Genomic DNA, 15,972 nt, shown 5'->3' with positions numbered 1-15,972 from the left:
GGGAATCCGGCTCGTATCGGCCGCGATCTGCCGGACTGTAGATGACGTTTTCCGGGTCCGCAAATATCGATCCGAGAAATCCCGAACGGCGTTCAAACGGGTAATCCACAAACCGGACGGTGATCACCAGGGGAAACAAACCCACGAGAAGCCGCCACGCAGTGTGATCAACATCCGCCATTCAGCCGAGCGCACTACAGCGGATGACCCATCGGAAAAGGCATCGCGCGCGAGCGGCGGACAGCGAAAAACCAATTCCGGCCGGAGCAGTAACAAACAGATCGTCTTCGGAGACTCTGGCGGGCGGAATGGGAGGGGTTGCCGATGAACGTGTCCTGGAGGTACCGGCCGCCGATGCTGTCGCCGCGGTTCGCCCACGAGGTGGCGACCGTCGGGGACGACGTCTTCGTGCTCGGCGGGACGGACGGGAACGTGGGCTTCGGCTCGGTGGAGACGCGCAAGGTCAAGGGCAGCGGCGCCTGGCGCTACGTCAGCCCGATGCCGACGCCGCGCGGCAACCACGCGGCCGGCGTCGTCGGCGGGCTGATCTACACCGCCGCCGGGATCACGCCGGACGAGCGCACCACCGACGTCGTCGAGGTCTACGACCCGGCGGCCGACGAGTGGCGGCCGAGCCCGCCCATGCCGGTGCCGCTCGGTGCTGCGTCGGCGGCCGGGCTGGGCGGAAAGCTCTACGTGGCCGGTGGTTTCGTCGGGGACAACGATCCGAAGGAGCACGCCACGGACGCGGTGCTCGTCTTCGACCCGGCCACGGGGCACTGGGCGCCGGTGGCCCCGATGCTCACCCCGCGGGCCCGGTTCCGGCTCATCGCGACGGACGAGCACCTCTACGCGCTCGGCGGTTTGCCGAGCTGGCAACAGAATTCGCTCGACTCGGTGGAGCGGTACTGCCCGGACACCGACCGCTGGGAGGCGGTCGCGCCGATGCGCAAGCGGCGCGCCGCGCTCGGTGCGGTGCGGGTGGGCGACCGGATCGTGGCGGTCGGCGGCGGTCCCGCGCCGATCGACGACCCGGCCGCCCGGGACCGCACGAGCGAGGTCCTCGACGTCCGGACGGGGGAATGGGTGCTGCTGGGCACGCTGCTCCCCCACGGGCGGTCGTCGCTGGTCTGCGCGGCCACCTCGGCGCACCGGGTCCTCGCCATCGGCGGGAACGCCAACCTCTACGGCAGCCTGATCACGGTGCCGGACGTGCTTTCGCTGAAACTCCCTTGAAGGTCAGCAGAACCAGCCGGCCTGGATCCAGCCGCGCCGGTTGACGTGGCCCATGGCGTAGCCCTCGGCCCAGTCGCCGCTGGGCGAGTACCGCGAAAGCTCGAAGTGGTCGCCCCGGTAGAGGGTGCCGACGATGACGCCGGCCGGCTGCGTCCGGACGTAGAGGTCCTGGGCGCAGATCTCGTGCACGGTGCCGGCCGAAGCGGCGGGCGCCGCGGCGAGCACCGCGGCGGCGGCGAGGGTGGTGGTCAGGATGGCGCGTTTCATCGGTTCCCCTTCAGTTCAGGGTGAAGCAGTCGCGGAGCACGAAGCCCCATTTGCTCGTGCCGTGCCAGAAGACGTCGGCCGAGTTGTGGTCGGAGGTGAGGTAGCGGACGCCGATGTAGTTGCCCTGCACGAGGGTCGCGATCGGGTCTGAGTGGCCCTGGCCGGGGGTGTAGTTGCCGAAGAGGGTGGCGGTGGCGCAGGTGATGTGCGCGGCGCGGGTCGGCACCCACGGGTCGCCGATGGTGCCGCTTCCACTTTGGACGGTGGCGTCGGCGGGCGCGACGGCCAGCCCCGCCGCCGCGACGGCCAGCAGGGCTGCCGCGCAGGTTCGCTTGATCATTTCGGTCCTTTCCGGACGGACGAAGTCGTCGGGAAAGAACTACCTCCCGGCGCGATGCGGCGGAAGCCCACGCGATGCCCGGCCGTGCACACTTCGAGTCCCCCTGTGCAGCGGCGCCGGTCAGCGCGGTGACCACGAACGCCGGCCGCCCCGGGTTGCGGACGTCCGAGGCGGCGCTCCCACCACCAGCCGACGCCCGCACCAGCCGGTGCCCGCACCAGCCGACGCCTGCACCAGCCGGTGCCCGCACCAGCCGGTGCCCGTACCGACCGGTGCCCCAGTGCTGCCCGCCCGCGGCCGCACCCGGTCCGGCACCGCAGGCCGCCGTTAACCCGCGGCGGCCTTCGCGGGCGTCGCGAAGCGGCGCAAGCCGGGCGTCCCGGCTCCCACCAACGCGACCGCCACCACGCACAACACGCCGCCGCTCACCAACGCCGCCGCACCCGAGGTCACCCCCGCGACCAGCCCACCGCGCAGATTGCCCAGGTCCGGCCCCGCCTGCCCGACGATCTGCTCCGCCGCCGCGACCCGGCCGAGCAGTGCGTCCGGTGTGTTCAGCTGCACCAGGGCCCCACGTGACACCACCGAAACCGTGTCCGCGGCACCCGCCAAGACCAGGCACCCGAGCCCCACCCACGGGTCCGGTGCCAGCCCGAACACCACCAGCGCCCCGCCCCACGCCGCCGATCCCGCGAGCATCACCACCCCCGGCCGGGGCAGCCGCGTGAACGTCCCGGAAAACACCGACGCCACCACCCCGCCCACCGCGATCGCCGACAGGAACAGTCCCAGCGTCCGCGGGTCGCCGGCGAACCGCTCCGCGTTCACCAGCGGGAACAGGCTGATCGGCATCGACAGCACCGTCGCCGCCAGGTCGGTCAGCAGCGCGCCGCGGACCACCGGGGTGCGCACCAGGAACGCCAGCCCGTCCAGCACCCCGCGCAGCCCCGGCCGCGACGGCTCACCCGCGGGCCGCATCGGCGGCAGGCCGACGACGCCGTAGAACGCCATCGCGAACGTCAGCGCGTCGACCAGGTAGCAGCCGCCCACCCCGAACCGGCCCAGCAGCAGCCCGCCCAGCGCCGGGCCGAGCAGCATCGCGCCCTGGAACGCGATCCGGTTCAGCGCCAGCCCGGCCGGGAGCTGCTCCGGTGCCAGCAGCCGCGGGACGAACGTGCGCGCCGCGGGCCCGCCACCCGCGACGAAGCAGGACTGCACCGCCACCAGCCCCAGCACGAGCAGCACCGGCACGTCACCGAGAAACCCCTGCACCGCGAGCAGCACCGAGCAGGCCGCCTGTCCCGCGGTGGTGACCAGCGCGAACTTCCGCCGGTCGACGCGGTCCACGAGCGACCCGGCGAACAGCCCGAACACGACCACCGGCAGCGCCTGGGCGAGCCCCACGGCACCGGTCCAGACCGTGCTCCGGGTCTGCTCCCAGACCTGGAACATCACGGCGACGAGCGTCATCTGCGCCCCGAAACCCGAGAACACCCGGCCCAGCCAGAGCCGCCTGAAGGCCGGCGACACGCGAAGCGGGGTCAGGTCGACGAAGGCACCGGTCAGGGACACGGGCAAATTGTAACAGCGCTTATGTAATTCGGAACTCCAGCAGGGACCGCCCCTCGCTCACGTCGGTCACGCCCTCGAGAGCCAGCCCGTGGACGGCGGCGAGCGAGCGGAATTCCGCGACCCGGCGCTCCCGGCCACCGAAGATGACGAGCAGCGCCAGGTCCATGTCCGTCCGGCCGCGCCGTCCGCCGACCGCCTCGACGACCAGCACCCGGCCGTCCGGACGGGCCGCCTCGACGCAGCGGGCCAGGACACGACCGGCGTGCTCGTCGTCCCAGTTGTGCAGGATGTCGCACAGCAGGTAGGCGTCCGCGCCGGCCGGGAGCGGGTCGAAGAAGCTGCCCTCGACCGCCGAAGCCCGGTCTTCGAGCCCGTGCTCGGCGAACGTCCGGGCGGCCGTGGAGACGTCGAGGTCGACCAGCCGCCCCCGTGTCCCCGGGTGCGCCGCCAGGATCGCGGCGAGCGCCGTGCCCGGACCCCCGCCGACGTCGACGACCGTGGCGAACCGGCCCCAGTCGTAGCCGGCCGCGAGCTGCGGGGCCTCGGCGCGCAGCCGGTGCGTCATCTGCCGGTCGAACGACTCCCGCAGGGCCGGGTCCTCGGTGAGGTCGGCCCAGAAGCCCCGCCCGTACCGGCGGTCGTACCCGGCCTCCCCGGTGGTGACGCTGTGCAGGAGCTCGACGAACGCCAGCTCGGCCCGCCCGCCCGCGGTGTCCAGGTTCAGCAGGACGCTCGTCAACGTGTCGCCGCAGAGGTTCTCGCCGTACGCCGTGGTCCGGTAGCCGGTGGCCGTCCGCTCGAAGAACCCCAGCGTCGTCAGGTGCCCCAGCAGCAGGCCGAGAGGCACCGGCGCGACGCCGAGATCCCCGGCCAGTTCGTCCGGTTCGGCACCGGCTTCGCGGAGCCGGTCGGGCAGCCCCAGGGTCACCGCCACCCGCAATGCCATCGGCGTCACCAGGCTCGCCATGCGCAGAATCGTGTTCGCGTCGTCACTCCCCATGACGACGCATGGTGGCAGCACCGGGATTCGCTCCACAAGGGACGGCCAGTGACCGGTCGGGCACTGGCCGCAAAGGGAAGCGATATGGAAGCCGGTTCGGGCAAGATCGGCCGCAATACGACACCTGAGGAGTCGAACCATGAAAGCCCGTGTGTTCCAGGCCGTCATCGGCACGGCCTTTGTGGCCGCTCTCGTCTTCGCGCCCGCCGCCCAGGCGGCCGAGAACCCGCCCCAGCCCGGCCCGTCCATCGGCGTCGGTCCCTACATCGGTGACTCGCCCAAGCCCGGCACGGCCAGCGCCGACACCAAGTAGCCCGCGCGCAGGACGGCGTCGCGCAGCAGCGCGCCGCTGTCCCGCTCCCGGGCCGGGGCGAGCACGAACCCCGCGTTCGTGTGCTCGCCCCACCCCGTCATCACGTGCGGTTCGCCGATCCCGCGGATCGGGCACGGCAGCGGCGGCGCCACGGGCACGTGCGCGTCGCTGGCCAGCAGGCTGACGTCCGCGCGGGCCGCCTGCTCCGGCACGGCCCGCGCGGCCCGGTCCGGCGGCGCCTGGTGCGCCACGACGAGTGCCCGCGGGACCCCCAGTCCCGCGGCCACCCGCCGCTGCGCCAGCCGGTAGGCGACCAGCGCGCCCAGCCCCGCGCCGAAGAGCACGTGCGGGCGGGTCAGCACCCCGGCCAGTTCCGCCGCGAGGGACTCCACGAGCAGCCACATGTCCCGGTACGGGTGCTCGTCGCGGCGCTCGCCCCGCCCGGGCAGCTCGACGACCCGCACCGAGATCCGCGGATCGCGCCAAGCGCGGTACCGGCCGGCTGCCTCCCCCGCGTCCGGGAAGCAGACGAACAGCAAGCGCTCGGCTTCGTCGGTGTCCACCCGCGGCCCCCTTTCCTCCTCGGCCGGGGATAGGCTCGTTCATGGCACTTCCGTTCCGCTTCGGTCGGCCTTCTGGGGGCTCCACGTGCGCTACCGCCTGCTCGGACCGGTCACGGTCCTCGGCGACGCGGGCACCGTCCGGCCCGGTGGCCAGAAACAGACGTCCGTGCTGGCCGCCCTGCTGCTGAACCCCGGCCGCGTGGTCAGCGAAGACCGGCTCATCGACCTGACCTGGGGCGAGAACGCGCCGCCGAGCGTGCGCGGGCGGCTGCAGGTGCACATCTCGGAACTGCGGAAGCTCCTCGGCCGCGACGTCATCGTGCGCCGCGCGCCCGGCTACGTGATCGAGGTCGCTCCCGGTGACCGGGACCTCGACGTGTTCGACGAGGAGGTCGCCCGGGCGCGGGCCGCGTCCGGGGCCGACGCCGTCCGGCACCTGCGGGCGGCGCTGGCGCTGTGGGACGGCGCCCCGCTCGGCGGGGTCAGCGAGACGCTCGCCGAGCACGAGGGCCCGGCGCTGACCGAACGCCGGCTCGTCGTGCTGGAAGAGCTGTACGAGCAGGAGCTGGCAACGGGACGCCACACCGAGGTGGTCGGGGAGCTGCGCCGGCTCGTCGACGAGCACCCGTTCCGGGAACGGCCGCGGGCCGCGCTGATGCTCGCGCTGCACCGCTGCGGCCGCACGCCGGAGGCCCTCGAGGCGTACACGCGGGCGCACGAGCTGCTGGTGGACGAGCTCGGCATCGAACCCGGCCAGGCCCTGCAGGAGCTGCGGATGCGGATCCTGCGTGGCGAAGGCGAGCCCGCGCCGGCCGCGGCTCCGGTCGCGCCGCGCCCCGCCGAGCTGCCGCTGGACGTCCGCGGGTTCACCGGCCGGGCCCCGGAGCTGACCGCGCTCGACGAACCCGGCGACGTCTGGGTGATCACCGGCACCGCCGGCGTCGGCAAGACCGCGCTGGCCGTGCACTGGGCCCACACCGCGCGAGCGCGCTTCCCCGACGGCCAGCTGTACGTGAACCTCCGCGGCTTCGACGCCGACGACGAGCCGCTCACCCCCGCCGCCGCGCTCGCCCAGCTGCTGCGCACCCTCGGCGTCGACCTGCGGGACGTGCCGCCGGGCACCGACGACCAGAGCAAGCTCTACCGGTCGCTGCTGGCCGACCGGCAGGCGCTGGTGGTGCTGGACAACGCCCGCGACGCCGCCCAGGTGCTGCCGCTGCTGCCGTCGTCGGGCCGGGTGCTGGTGACCAGCCGCCACCGGCTCGACGAGCTCGTCGCCCGCACCGGCGCGCGGTCGCTCGGCCTGGCGCAGCTGCGGGAGGCCGACTCCCGTGCGCTGCTGACCGCCCTGCTCGGCGAGCGGGCCACCGCCGAGCCCGAGGCGGCGGACGAGCTGGCCCGGCTCTGCGGCCACCACCCCCTCGCCCTGCGGATCGCGGCGGCGAACACCGGGGTCGCGAGCCTCGGCGAGCTCGTCGAAGAGCTGCGCGGCGACCCCCTGGCCCAGCTCGGCTTCGACGGGGCCGAGGAAAGTGCCGTTGCCAAAGCGTTTTCGGTGTCCTACCAGGCGTTGCCGCCCGGGCTGCGGCACGCGTTCCGGCTGCTGGCGCTGGTCCCCGGGGCCGACTTCACGGCGGTCGCCGCGGCGGCCCTGCTGGACGTGCCGCTCGACGAAGCGACCCGGCGGCTGCGCGGGCTGGCCGCGGCGAACCTCGTCGAGGCACCCGCGCCGCGCCGCTACCGGTTCCACGACCTCGCCCGGCGCTACGCCGAGCGGTGCGTCCGCGCCGACGAAGACGAAACCGCGCGCGAAAAGGCGTGGGAGCGGCTGTTCACCGGGTACTGCGCGGCCGCGGACGCCGCCGTCGCGCTGTTCGGCGCGCGGATCGTGACGCTCCCCCGCGAAGACGCCCCGGCGGCGCCGAGCCCGGTCGCGTTCGCCGACGCCGCCGAAGCCGTGGCCTGGCTGGACGTCGAGGTGCCGAACCTCGCGGCGGCGCTGCGGCTGGCGGCGACGCGGGGGCCCTACCCCGCCGCGTGGTACCTCGCCGACGCGCTGCGGCGGTTCTTCCACGACCACGGCCGCCGCGCGGAATGGCTGGAGCTCGCGCCGATCGTGCTGAACGCGGCGCACGAGCACGGCGCCCAGCCGGCCGAGGCGCTGGTGCACCTGTCGATCGGCGGCGCGTACTTCCGCGAAGGCCAGCACGAGGCGGGCATCCGCCACTCGGAGAAGGCGGTGCTGGCCAGCCGGGCGTGCGGCTGGCGCGAGTGCGAGGCGACGGCGGTCGCGAACCTGGGGTCGATGCTGGAGTGGACCGGCCGGCTGTCGGAAGCCGTCGAACACAGCCGGCGCGCGATCCAGCTGTTCCGCGAGCTGGCCAACCGCTCGGGCGAGGCACTCGCGCTGAACTCGCTGAGCTGCCACTACCGGCAGCTGGGCCGGCTGGAGCAGGCGGAGGACTGCCTGTGCGAGGCGGTCGCGCTGTGCCGCCGCGAGGAACTGCGGTTCTGGGAGGCCGCGAACCTCGCCGACCTCGGCTGGGTCCTGCTGGAGACGGGCCGCTTCGAGGAAGCGGCGGAAGCGGTGGACGGTTCGTTGAGTGCGTTCCGCGAGCTCGGTTCGAGCTTCGGCGAGGCGACGGCGCTCACCGCGTCGAGCGCGTTGCAGGGCGCCCGCGGCGACCACGACGCGGCGGCGCGGACGGCGGAAGAGGCCCTGGACCGCGTCCGCCGTGACGGCGACCGCCAGGTGGAGGCGGCGGCGTTGATCGCGCTGGGCCGGGCGTCGGAAGCCGCCGGCGACCTGACCTCGGCCGAGCGCGTGCTGAGCGAAGCCCGGGAGCTGGCGGCGGAGTCGGGCCTGCGGGGCCAGCTGGCCGAAGCGTCGGCGACGCTGGCGTGGGTCTTGGCGGCGGCCGGCCGGGTTTCGGAAGCGGGCGAGCACGCGCGAACGGCCTTGGACGCGGCGCGCGCGGGCGGGTACCGGCTTTTGGAGGCCCAGGCACTGCTCGGTTTGGCGGCGGTGGAAGGCGCGGCCGGCCGGTCGATGCTGGCCGTCGGGACGGCGCGCGAAGCCCGGGGGCTCTACCGGTCGGTGGGGCACGTGACGGGGGAAGCGCTGGCCGAGCGCTTCCTCGCCGACTTCGCCCGCCGCGCAACGGGCTGAGTTCTCCCATCCCGGCCTGCCCCTGCCGCGCGTGGTGTTACCTCCGGCCCGCCCGCGCGACATACTGAAGCCATGCCCCGTCCGAAACACGTCCCCGCGAGCGATCTCCGGCTCCCGGACGCGCTGCAGCCGGGGCGGCCGAAGGGCGACCAGCTCCGCGAAATCCTCGAAGGCGTCGCGACCGAGGCCGGTCCCGGGCGGCTGATGCCGTCCGAGCGGTTCCTCGCCGAGCACTTCAGCGTCGCCCGCGGCACCGTGCGCCAGGAGATCAACCGCCTGGTCTCCGACGGCGTCCTCTACCGCCAGCACGGCACCGCGACGTTCACCGCCGAACGCCAGGCCGCGCACATCGACATGCTCACCTCGTTCACCGAGGACATGAAGGCCCGCGGCGTGGTGCCCAAGACGAAGGTGCTCCACGCCGAGGTCGAGCGCGCGATGCCCCGCCTGGCCGGCCGGCTCAACGTCCCCCCGGGCGCGCGCGTGTTCCGGCTGGAGCGCCTGCGCTACGTCGCCGACGAGCCGTTCGCGGTCGAGCGCACGAACCTGTCGGTCGACCGGTTCCCCGACATCGAGCTGTTCGACTGGGAGACGCAGTCCCTGCACCGCACGCTCGAGGAGCGCTGGGGCGTGCACGCGGAGTGGAACGACACGGCGATCTCCGCGGTCCTCCCGGACACCGGCGACGCGGCCCTGCTCGGCATCGAGCCCACCCAGCCGTGCCTGATCATCGAGGGCACGCTCCACGACCAGAGCGGCGGCGTGATCGAAGCGGGCCGTTCGCTGTACCGCGCGGACCGCTACACCGTCTTCACCCAGGCGCGGCGCAGCCCGTCCTGACCGAGGCAGCTCCCCCCGAGTGGCCTAACCGGTCTCGGCGCGGTGCGCCCGGAGCAGCCTGAGGCAGTGCTCGACCAGCACGTCACCGGCGTCCGGCTGGAACAGCGTCACGTAGGACTCGTAAACCCCGCCGCGGTGCCCGTCCGCGTCCGGGAGGTACCCCAGGTACCCGTCCGTGTAGCCGATCACGCGCGTGTGCCGGAACGGGCTGCCCCGCCGGATCCTCAACCCCAGTGAAGCGAACAGCTCGAACGGCGTGTGCAGCCACGTGATCTCCCCCAGCGTCACCACGCTGACCGGGACCTCCGCGCAGCCCGTCGGCCGGTCGGTGGCCGCCATCGCCGCGAGCATCGCGCACCCCTCGTAGCGCGTCTGCGCGATCCGGACCGCCGGGTGGTCCTCGCCGTGGTGGGCCAGCTCGCGCTGCCACTCGCGCTCGGCCGACTGCCGCAGCTCCAGGCTGTCCTCGAGCGACGGGACCTCGCGGTAGGGCAGGTGCAGCGTCGATCTCGACAGCCGGACCGGGCCGGTTTCCGCCGTCGCCGAGGCCGCCGCCAGCGTCCGCGCGATCGACGTCGCGAGGTGGCCGCCGAGGGTGCGGACCTCGGCGTGGTCGCGGCCGCGCCGGACGAACCGGGAGCTCGCGTCGCCCGCCGCGCCCTGCAGGAACGCCGCCACCGGCTGGCCGATCAGGCTCGCCAGCTCCCGCCGCGTCGCCCCCGGCCAGTCCGCCGACCACGTGAGGTTGTCGGGCCCCAGCACGGTCGGGTGGCTGGCGTAGTCGAACAGCAGCGCGGCCGGCGAACCGTCGTCGCGGCGCAGCTCCAGCACGCCGAACGACGTGTCGTGCGGCCCGTCCGGCCGGTAGCGGTTGCCGCCGACGGCCTCGGTCGACCCCGCGTGCCAGCGGGCCCGGACGCGGCCGCGGCACGCGCGCAGCCGCAGCGCCGCACCGGTGACCGTCTCGGCCATGCGGCCGACCAGCCGGGCGTCGCGCCGCCCCGGCAGCCCGGGGTGCAGCGGGCCGGTCCAGCCCTCGGGCCCGGAATGCGTGTGCGACGCGCAGACGAGCACCCGCTCCGGGTCGATGCCCACCGCGGCCCCGACGGCGTCGGCCAGGGTGCGGGTGAGGCCGGCGTCGACCGCGAGCGCGTCGAGCGCCACCCACAGCACGCCGGGGTCGTCCTCGGTGGAGAGCCAGATCAGCGACGCCTCGAGGTCGTCGTGCGTGCCGGTCGCGACGCCGTCCCGGGCCAGGTAGCCGCCGAGCGGGTGCCCGGGCCCCGGCGTGATCCGGACGTCTTGCGCGGCGAGCAGGAGCGCGGCGGTCACCAGGTGGATTCCAGGACGTCGACGACGCCGTCGCGGCCGGCGGCGCGGGCCACCCCGGCGAGCTCGGTGACGTCGTCGGTCGTGTGCAGCAGGACTTCCAGCAGCATCGGCAGGTTCAGGCCGGACACCAGCTGCAGGCGCGGGTGCGCGAGCGCGCGGACGGCGTTGAACGGCGAGCCGCCGTGCAGGTCGGCGAGCACGAGCGCCTCGGTGGCGTCGCCGAGCAGCGCGAGCACGCGGACGCCGAACTCCTCCGGGCTGTCGTGCGGGCTCAGCTCGCAGACCTTCAGCCGCGACTGCGGGCCGAGGATCATTTCGGCGGCTTCCCCCACGCCGGAGGGCAGCCGCCCGTGCCCGGCTAGAACGATCGGGACGGACATGGCGGTGTCTCCTACTGTGCCGTTCGTTACTGATTCGGCCACAGCCACGGCCATGGCTTCGCAGTAACGGTTGCGTGCCGCCCGGGGGACGGCCTGCTTTTGGTCAAATCAGTAACCCTTCGCCGGGGCCGACGGCGCGAACCAGCCGAGCCACCCCAGGACGACCCCGGCGACGACGACGATGGCGATGATCCAGACGGGCCGCAGGCGGGCCTTGGCCGTCAGCAGGTACACCCCGGCGGTGACGAGCACCGGCAGCAGGAACGGGACCAGCTCGTCGAGCCGGTCCTGGATCGCGACGGCCTGCGTCACCGGCTGCCCCTGGACCGTGGTGGTCTGGCGGTAGGTCAGCGTGGTGACGACCTTGACGATCGACGGGATGAACCCGCCGAGCACGACGAACCCGAGCACGGTCGCCCCCTGCGCGACGCGGGCGAGCGCGCCGGCGGCGAGGCGCCCGGCCAGCCGTTTCCCTTCGCGGTAGGCGAACCCGAACTGCCAGCGCCGCACCAGCGCGTACGGCACGAGCACCATCACCGCGGCGAAGGCGGGGCCGAGCCAGCTGCCCTGCAGCGCCCACGACGCGCCCATGGTGAAGATGATGCTGTTGTACAGCGCGAAGACGACGGTGTCGCCGATGCCGGCCATCGGCCCCATCAGCGCGACCTTCGTGCTCGCGGCCGACTTCGGCGTGCCCGCTTCTTCCAGCGCGACGCTCGAGCCGAGGATCAGCGGGCCGCCGACCAGCACCGACGTGTTGAAGAACTGCAGGTGCCGCTGCAGGCCGGCGACGTAGTCGGCCTTCTCCGGGTAGAGCCGGCGCAGCACCGGTTCCATCGAGTACGCGAACCCGAGCGCCTGCATCCGCTCGTAGTTCCAGGAGATCTGGCTGGACCAGAAGTACCGGCGGAACACGCGGCGCAGGTCCTGCTTCGTCAGCCGCACGTCCACAGTGTGCTTTTCGGACTCTTCAGCCGGGCTCTCCGGAACCACGACCGCCGGCTCGTCGCGCTTGAGCGTCACGAACAGCATCGCGACCGCGACGCCGACCAGCGCGATGCCCAGCAGCGGAATGTGGAGGTAGGCGAACGCGACGAACCCGATCAGCAGCAGGTACCAGTACCGGGTCAGCTCCATCATGCCGAGCAGCAGCGCGAACCCGACCGCGGGCAGCAACGACCCCGCGAGCGTCATGCCCTGCACGAACCCGGCGGGGATGCTCGCGGTGATGTCCTTGACCAGGCCGCCGGACGCGGCGAGCGCGGCGAGGAACGTCGGGATCGCGCGCACCGCCACCCACGGCACCAGGCTGATCCAGTGGATCAGGGCGAGGCCGCGCGCGTTGCCGTCGGCGGCGTAGCCGTCGGCCCGGTGGACCAGCCCGGTGGTGATGATCTTGCCGACCGGGTCGAGCGCGGCGAGCAGGATCGCGGCCGGCAGCCCGACGCCGAGCCCGATCGCGACCTGCGCGGACGTGTCGCCGGCGGCACCCGCGGCCAGCGCGGTGCCGACGATGGCACCGGTCTGGTAGTCCGGGATGGTCGCGCCGCCGTAGGTGTAGACCCCGAGGGCGGCCAGCTCCAGCGTCGCGCCGATCAGCAGGCCGAGCAGCGGGTGTCCGACGATCAGTCCGGCGACCGAGCCGGCGATGAGCGGGCGCTGGGCGTAGATGAGGAACGGGCCGAGCCCGTCGTAGGTGCAGTAGATCGCCCAGATGGTCAGGGCCAGCGCGACGAGCATGCGGGGCTAGAGCCCTTTCCGGTCGAGCAGCGGGACGAATTCGGCGGGCTTGTCGTGCGGCATCAGCTGGGTCACCAGCGGGACGCCCGACGCGGCGAGCTTGCGGTAGGCGTCGGCCTCGTCCGCGGTGACCGCGATCGAGCGCGTGACCATGGTGTAGGCGGTGCCCGGCCGGGGCGCGACGTTGCCGACGTTGACCGTCTCGGGTCGCAACCCGCCTTCGACCAGGCGAAAGGCGTCTTCGGGATGCTTCGCGAGGATCATGACGTCCGCACCGGCGGTCGTTTCGAGCGCTTCGGCGACGGTGAAGACGTCGGTGGGCAGCCCGCGCGCGGCCTGCGGAAGCAGCATGCGCTGCAGCTCGTCCACGGCGACGTCGTCGTTGCAGACGACCAGCCGGCGCACGCCGAGCCGCCGCGTCCAGGCGACGGTGACCTGCCCGTGGATCAGCCGGTTGTCGATCCGGACGTGTGCCCCCGCCATGTGTCTCCTCCCGGCCGGCAGCACCCATCCTGGTTCGTACCAGTAGTTGTGTCAACGCTGTCCGTGACCGGCGGTTTTCAACGACGGCTTCGCGCGGCCGACGGAAGGACCCCTCAGACCTTCCGTCGGCCCGCGAGCGCGAAGCCCCCCTTTGGATTTCCCGGACCCTCCCATAAAGGTATATACCAGTATGGACGTACGAGATCGACTGTCAAGACCCGTACCGCTCAGCGGTCCGGGAAGATCGTTTTCAATCGGATGACCGAAATGTCCGTGGGCGATTCACCCCAAGCTGTCCGTTCTTGTCAGTGACAGCCCGCTCACCCGCTGCCTATCATCCCAAGTGGTCTAGACCGCACTTCTCGTCCCCTGTCGCACCGGGAAAGGCGGAACTCCCCCATGACCACGAGATCCTGGCGCCTCGCCGCGCTCAGCACCGCCCTCGTCTTCGCCACCGCCCTGCTGCCCTCGGCCGCCGCCGCGGGTGACGGCACCGAACAGCTGCCCGATCACCTGCGGAACCGGACCGCGACCGTGGCCCCGATGTCCACCGTCTGCGACGGCGACGGCACCAGCGGCAAGCGCGTCCAGGCCCTCTACGTCCGCGGCAACACCCAGGCCGACCGCTACTCGCAGTTCGTCGGCCAGTTCCAGACCTTCGCGAGCCAGATCGACGACGGCTTCGTCGAGGCCGCGAACCGGCTCGGCGGCGGCGTGCGCCACGTCCGGTACGTCACCGACTCGAGCTGCCGGGCCACCGTGAACAACGTGACCATCGCCCAGTCCGACATGGCGACGGTCGACACGATCACCAACGCCATCAAGGCCCAGGGCTACAACCGCGCCGACCGCAAGTACATCGTCTGGTACGACAAAGACGGCTGCGGCCTCGCGTTCGGCAACGGCGGCAACGACAGCCCCGGCTCGGGCAACCCCTACAACGCCGGCCCGCACTACGCCACGGTCGGCACCGGCTGCTGGTCCTGGCAGGCGACCGGGCACGAACTCCTCCACACCCTCGGCGCCGTCCAGGGCAGCGCACCGCACTCCAGCGCCTTCGGTCACTGCTGGGACGACGAGGACATCATGTGCTACGACGACGGCGGCCTCCCGAACCCGCCGGGCACCCTCGTGAAGGTCTGCCCGGGCGCGCCGGAGAACCAGTTCGACTGCCTCGGCGACGACTACTTCAACACCAGCCCGGCGCCCGGCAGCTACCTGGCGACGCACTGGAACGTCGCGACCAGCGCGTACCTGATCTCCAGCGGCTCGCCCTACCCCGCCGGCACCATCACCGGGGTGGCCGGCAAGTGCGTCGACGTCAGCTCGTCGAACACCGCCAACGGCACGGCCGTGCAGCTCTGGACGTGCAACTCGACCGCCGCCCAGCGCTGGACCAGGCAGAACGGCACGATCCGCGCACTGGGGAAGTGCCTCGACGTCTCGAACAGCGGCACGACGGACGGTACGCTCGTCCAGCTGTGGGACTGCAACACCACCGGCGCGCAGACGTGGCAGGCGCGCTCGGACGGCACGCTGCTGAACCCGCAGTCGGGCAAGTGCCTCGATGCGCCCGGCGGGTCGACCGCCGACGGCACCCGCCTTCGGATCTGGACCTGTTCGGCGGCCGTCAACCAGCGCTGGGCGCTCGCCGGGTGACCCTCGGCGGCTGAAGGCGCAACCTGCTCGCGCCCGCGTCGTTAACCGCTTCGTCAGTCCAGGGGAGGAACCATGCCGGCCGTCACATCGAACATCGTCCCGCTCCGGCACGCGCGCCCGGGCGTGGTCGCGTACGTGAAGAGCCCGGCGGAGTGGTTCGTCTCGAACAGCGGCTGGATCCAGGGCAGCGAAGGCGTCGTGCTGGTCGACACGTGCGGCACCGAGCAGGCGACGCTGGAGCTGATGCGCGACGTCCGCAAGTACGCGGGTGAGCAGGAGCTGACCGTCGTCGTCACGCACGCGCACGGCGAGCACCACAACGGCGTCGGGGTCGCGCTGCGCGAAGGCGGGACGGCGCTGGCCGCGCCCGGCGCCGTCGACCTGGTCAAGGCCGGGCCGCAGACCTACGGCAACGTTTTCACCTACACGCAGTGGGGCGTGCTCGAGCCCCCGGAGCCGGACGCGGTCCGGCCGGTCACCGGCTGGCGCCGCCTCGACCTCGGCGGCGCGGTCGCCGACGTCGTGGCGGTGCCCGGCGTCGCCCACACCGCGGGCGACCTGGTGGTGCACGAGCCCCGCTCGGGCACGCTGTTCACCGGCGACCTCGTGTCCGTCGGCGACACGCCGCTGACGGTGCACGGCTCGATCCCGGGCTGGCTCGACGCGCTCGCCTGGCTGCAGGACACGTTCCGCCCGCGGACCGTCGTCCCCGGCCACGGCCCGGTGGCGACCCCCGGCCACAGCGCGCTGCACGCGATGCGCGTCTACCTGGAGTGGCTGCTCGAGGTGACGGAGCGGCAGACGGACTTCACGAGGCTGGCGAACCAGGCGTCACTGCGCTGGCCGTCGTGGCGCAACCCCGAGCGCCACATCGGCAACCTGATGCGCGCCTACGCCGACCAGCACGGCCGGAAGCTGGACGTCGACCTGGCGATCGACGCCGTCCTCGCGGCGGCGGGCGGCCGGATCGACCTCGACTGCCTGCTGGGCGGGGAGCCGGTCCGCCGCATTTCCTGAGCGCTGCTCCGGACGGTGGCTAATACTTATCAGCCTTTGACAGCGGTTCCCCGCACCGCCT

General features: G+C 73.0%; 15 protein-coding genes. 6 read left to right on the top strand and 9 right to left on the bottom strand.

Features of this window, described 5'->3' with window-relative positions; genetic code table 11:
* The first annotated feature begins 324 nt into the window (after window positions 1-324).
* Window positions 325-1,236, top strand: coding sequence for a Kelch repeat-containing protein (locus tag QSK39_RS51370; protein WP_285485151.1), 912 nt, complete (start codon window positions 325-327; stop codon window positions 1,234-1,236).
* Between the two features lie 3 nt (window positions 1,237-1,239).
* Here the strand turns inward: QSK39_RS51370 and QSK39_RS51365 are convergent, their stop codons facing one another.
* The 4 genes from QSK39_RS51365 to QSK39_RS51350 form a co-directional block, all read right to left on the bottom strand.
* On the bottom strand, window positions 1,240-1,503 hold the full coding sequence (locus QSK39_RS51365; protein WP_285485150.1) for a hypothetical protein: 264 nt from the start codon (window positions 1,501-1,503) through the stop codon (window positions 1,240-1,242).
* A gap of 10 nt (window positions 1,504-1,513) precedes the next feature.
* Entirely contained in the window at window positions 1,514-1,843 is a 330-nt protein-coding gene (locus QSK39_RS51360; protein WP_285485149.1) for a hypothetical protein, read from the bottom strand.
* Between the two features lie 327 nt (window positions 1,844-2,170).
* Entirely contained in the window at window positions 2,171-3,415 is a 1,245-nt protein-coding gene (locus QSK39_RS51355; protein WP_285485148.1) for an MFS transporter, read from the bottom strand.
* A gap of 19 nt (window positions 3,416-3,434) precedes the next feature.
* Entirely contained in the window at window positions 3,435-4,415 is a 981-nt protein-coding gene (locus QSK39_RS51350) for a methyltransferase (RefSeq protein ID WP_285485147.1), read from the bottom strand.
* 139 nt (window positions 4,416-4,554) lie between these two features.
* On the opposite strand from QSK39_RS51350, the gene QSK39_RS51345 reads away from it, so the two are divergent.
* A complete protein-coding gene (locus tag QSK39_RS51345; RefSeq protein WP_285485146.1) occupies window positions 4,555-4,728 on the top strand; it encodes a hypothetical protein in 174 nt (57 codons plus the stop codon).
* Here QSK39_RS51345 and QSK39_RS51340 read toward each other — a convergent pair.
* Complete coding sequence (locus QSK39_RS51340; RefSeq protein WP_285485145.1) at window positions 4,677-5,291, bottom strand: thioesterase II family protein; 615 nt, start codon at window positions 5,289-5,291, stop codon at window positions 4,677-4,679. The genes QSK39_RS51345 and QSK39_RS51340 overlap by 52 nt on opposite strands.
* 85 nt (window positions 5,292-5,376) lie before the next feature.
* Between QSK39_RS51340 and QSK39_RS51335 the strand changes: the two genes are divergently transcribed.
* Both QSK39_RS51335 and QSK39_RS51330 read left to right on the top strand, forming a co-directional pair.
* Complete coding sequence (locus QSK39_RS51335; protein WP_285485144.1) at window positions 5,377-8,460, top strand: AfsR/SARP family transcriptional regulator; 3,084 nt, start codon at window positions 5,377-5,379, stop codon at window positions 8,458-8,460.
* Between the two features lie 72 nt (window positions 8,461-8,532).
* Window positions 8,533-9,300, top strand: coding sequence for a GntR family transcriptional regulator (locus tag QSK39_RS51330; protein WP_285485143.1), 768 nt, complete (start codon window positions 8,533-8,535; stop codon window positions 9,298-9,300).
* A 24-nt stretch (window positions 9,301-9,324) separates the two neighbouring features.
* On the opposite strand, the gene QSK39_RS51325 is transcribed toward QSK39_RS51330, so the two are convergent.
* The 4 genes from QSK39_RS51325 to QSK39_RS51310 all read right to left on the bottom strand — a co-directional run bounded on the left by QSK39_RS51325 (window position 9,325) and on the right by QSK39_RS51310 (window position 13,235).
* Window positions 9,325-10,632, bottom strand: a complete 1,308-nt coding sequence (locus QSK39_RS51325) for a hypothetical protein (protein ID WP_285485142.1) — start codon at window positions 10,630-10,632, stop codon at window positions 9,325-9,327.
* Entirely contained in the window at window positions 10,629-11,012 is a 384-nt protein-coding gene (locus QSK39_RS51320) for a PTS sugar transporter subunit IIA (protein WP_285485141.1), read from the bottom strand. The genes QSK39_RS51325 and QSK39_RS51320 overlap by 4 nt, the downstream gene beginning before the upstream one ends.
* A 108-nt stretch (window positions 11,013-11,120) precedes the next feature.
* Entirely contained in the window at window positions 11,121-12,752 is a 1,632-nt protein-coding gene (locus tag QSK39_RS51315; protein WP_285485140.1) for a PTS system mannose/fructose/sorbose family transporter subunit IID, read from the bottom strand.
* A 6-nt stretch (window positions 12,753-12,758) separates the two neighbouring features.
* Window positions 12,759-13,235 carry a PTS sugar transporter subunit IIB gene (locus tag QSK39_RS51310; RefSeq protein ID WP_285485139.1) on the bottom strand — a complete coding sequence of 159 codons (477 nt, stop codon included), beginning with the start codon at window positions 13,233-13,235 and terminating at the stop codon, window positions 12,759-12,761.
* A 399-nt stretch (window positions 13,236-13,634) separates the two neighbouring features.
* On the opposite strand from QSK39_RS51310, the gene QSK39_RS51305 reads away from it, so the two are divergent.
* Window positions 13,635-14,894, top strand: a complete 1,260-nt coding sequence (locus tag QSK39_RS51305) for a ricin-type beta-trefoil lectin domain protein (RefSeq protein WP_285485138.1) — start codon at window positions 13,635-13,637, stop codon at window positions 14,892-14,894.
* 72 nt (window positions 14,895-14,966) lie between these two features.
* Window positions 14,967-15,911 carry an MBL fold metallo-hydrolase gene (locus QSK39_RS51300; protein ID WP_285485137.1) on the top strand — a complete coding sequence of 315 codons (945 nt, stop codon included), beginning with the start codon at window positions 14,967-14,969 and terminating at the stop codon, window positions 15,909-15,911.
* Window positions 15,912-15,972: the final 61 nt, after the last annotated feature.

Source organism: Amycolatopsis sp. NBRC 101858 (assembly GCF_030269325.1).
Lineage (GTDB): Bacteria > Actinomycetota > Actinomycetes > Mycobacteriales > Pseudonocardiaceae > Amycolatopsis > Amycolatopsis ponsaeliensis.
Note: the sequence above shows the minus strand (reverse complement) of the source record. Positions and strands in the feature narration are given on the sequence as shown.

Excerpts from the sequence above, each read along its gene's own strand:
- QSK39_RS51330 (WP_285485143.1), top strand. The coding sequence starts at position 8,533 with ATGCCCCGTCCGAAACACGTCCCCGCGAGCGATCTCCGGCTCCCGGAC.
- QSK39_RS51315 (WP_285485140.1), bottom strand. The coding sequence starts at position 12,752 with ATGCTCGTCGCGCTGGCCCTGACCATCTGGGCGATCTACTGCACCTAC.
- QSK39_RS51310 (WP_285485139.1), bottom strand. The coding sequence starts at position 13,235 with ATGGCGGGGGCACACGTCCGGATCGACAACCGGCTGATCCACGGGCAG.
- QSK39_RS51345 (WP_285485146.1), top strand. The coding sequence starts at position 4,555 with ATGAAAGCCCGTGTGTTCCAGGCCGTCATCGGCACGGCCTTTGTGGCC.
- QSK39_RS51365 (WP_285485150.1), bottom strand. The coding sequence starts at position 1,503 with ATGAAACGCGCCATCCTGACCACCACCCTCGCCGCCGCCGCGGTGCTC.
- QSK39_RS51350 (WP_285485147.1), bottom strand. The coding sequence starts at position 4,415 with ATGGGGAGTGACGACGCGAACACGATTCTGCGCATGGCGAGCCTGGTG.
- QSK39_RS51305 (WP_285485138.1), top strand. The coding sequence starts at position 13,635 with ATGACCACGAGATCCTGGCGCCTCGCCGCGCTCAGCACCGCCCTCGTC.
- QSK39_RS51320 (WP_285485141.1), bottom strand. The coding sequence starts at position 11,012 with ATGTCCGTCCCGATCGTTCTAGCCGGGCACGGGCGGCTGCCCTCCGGC.
- QSK39_RS51370 (WP_285485151.1), top strand. The coding sequence starts at position 325 with ATGAACGTGTCCTGGAGGTACCGGCCGCCGATGCTGTCGCCGCGGTTC.
- QSK39_RS51300 (WP_285485137.1), top strand. The coding sequence starts at position 14,967 with ATGCCGGCCGTCACATCGAACATCGTCCCGCTCCGGCACGCGCGCCCG.
- QSK39_RS51360 (WP_285485149.1), bottom strand. The coding sequence starts at position 1,843 with ATGATCAAGCGAACCTGCGCGGCAGCCCTGCTGGCCGTCGCGGCGGCG.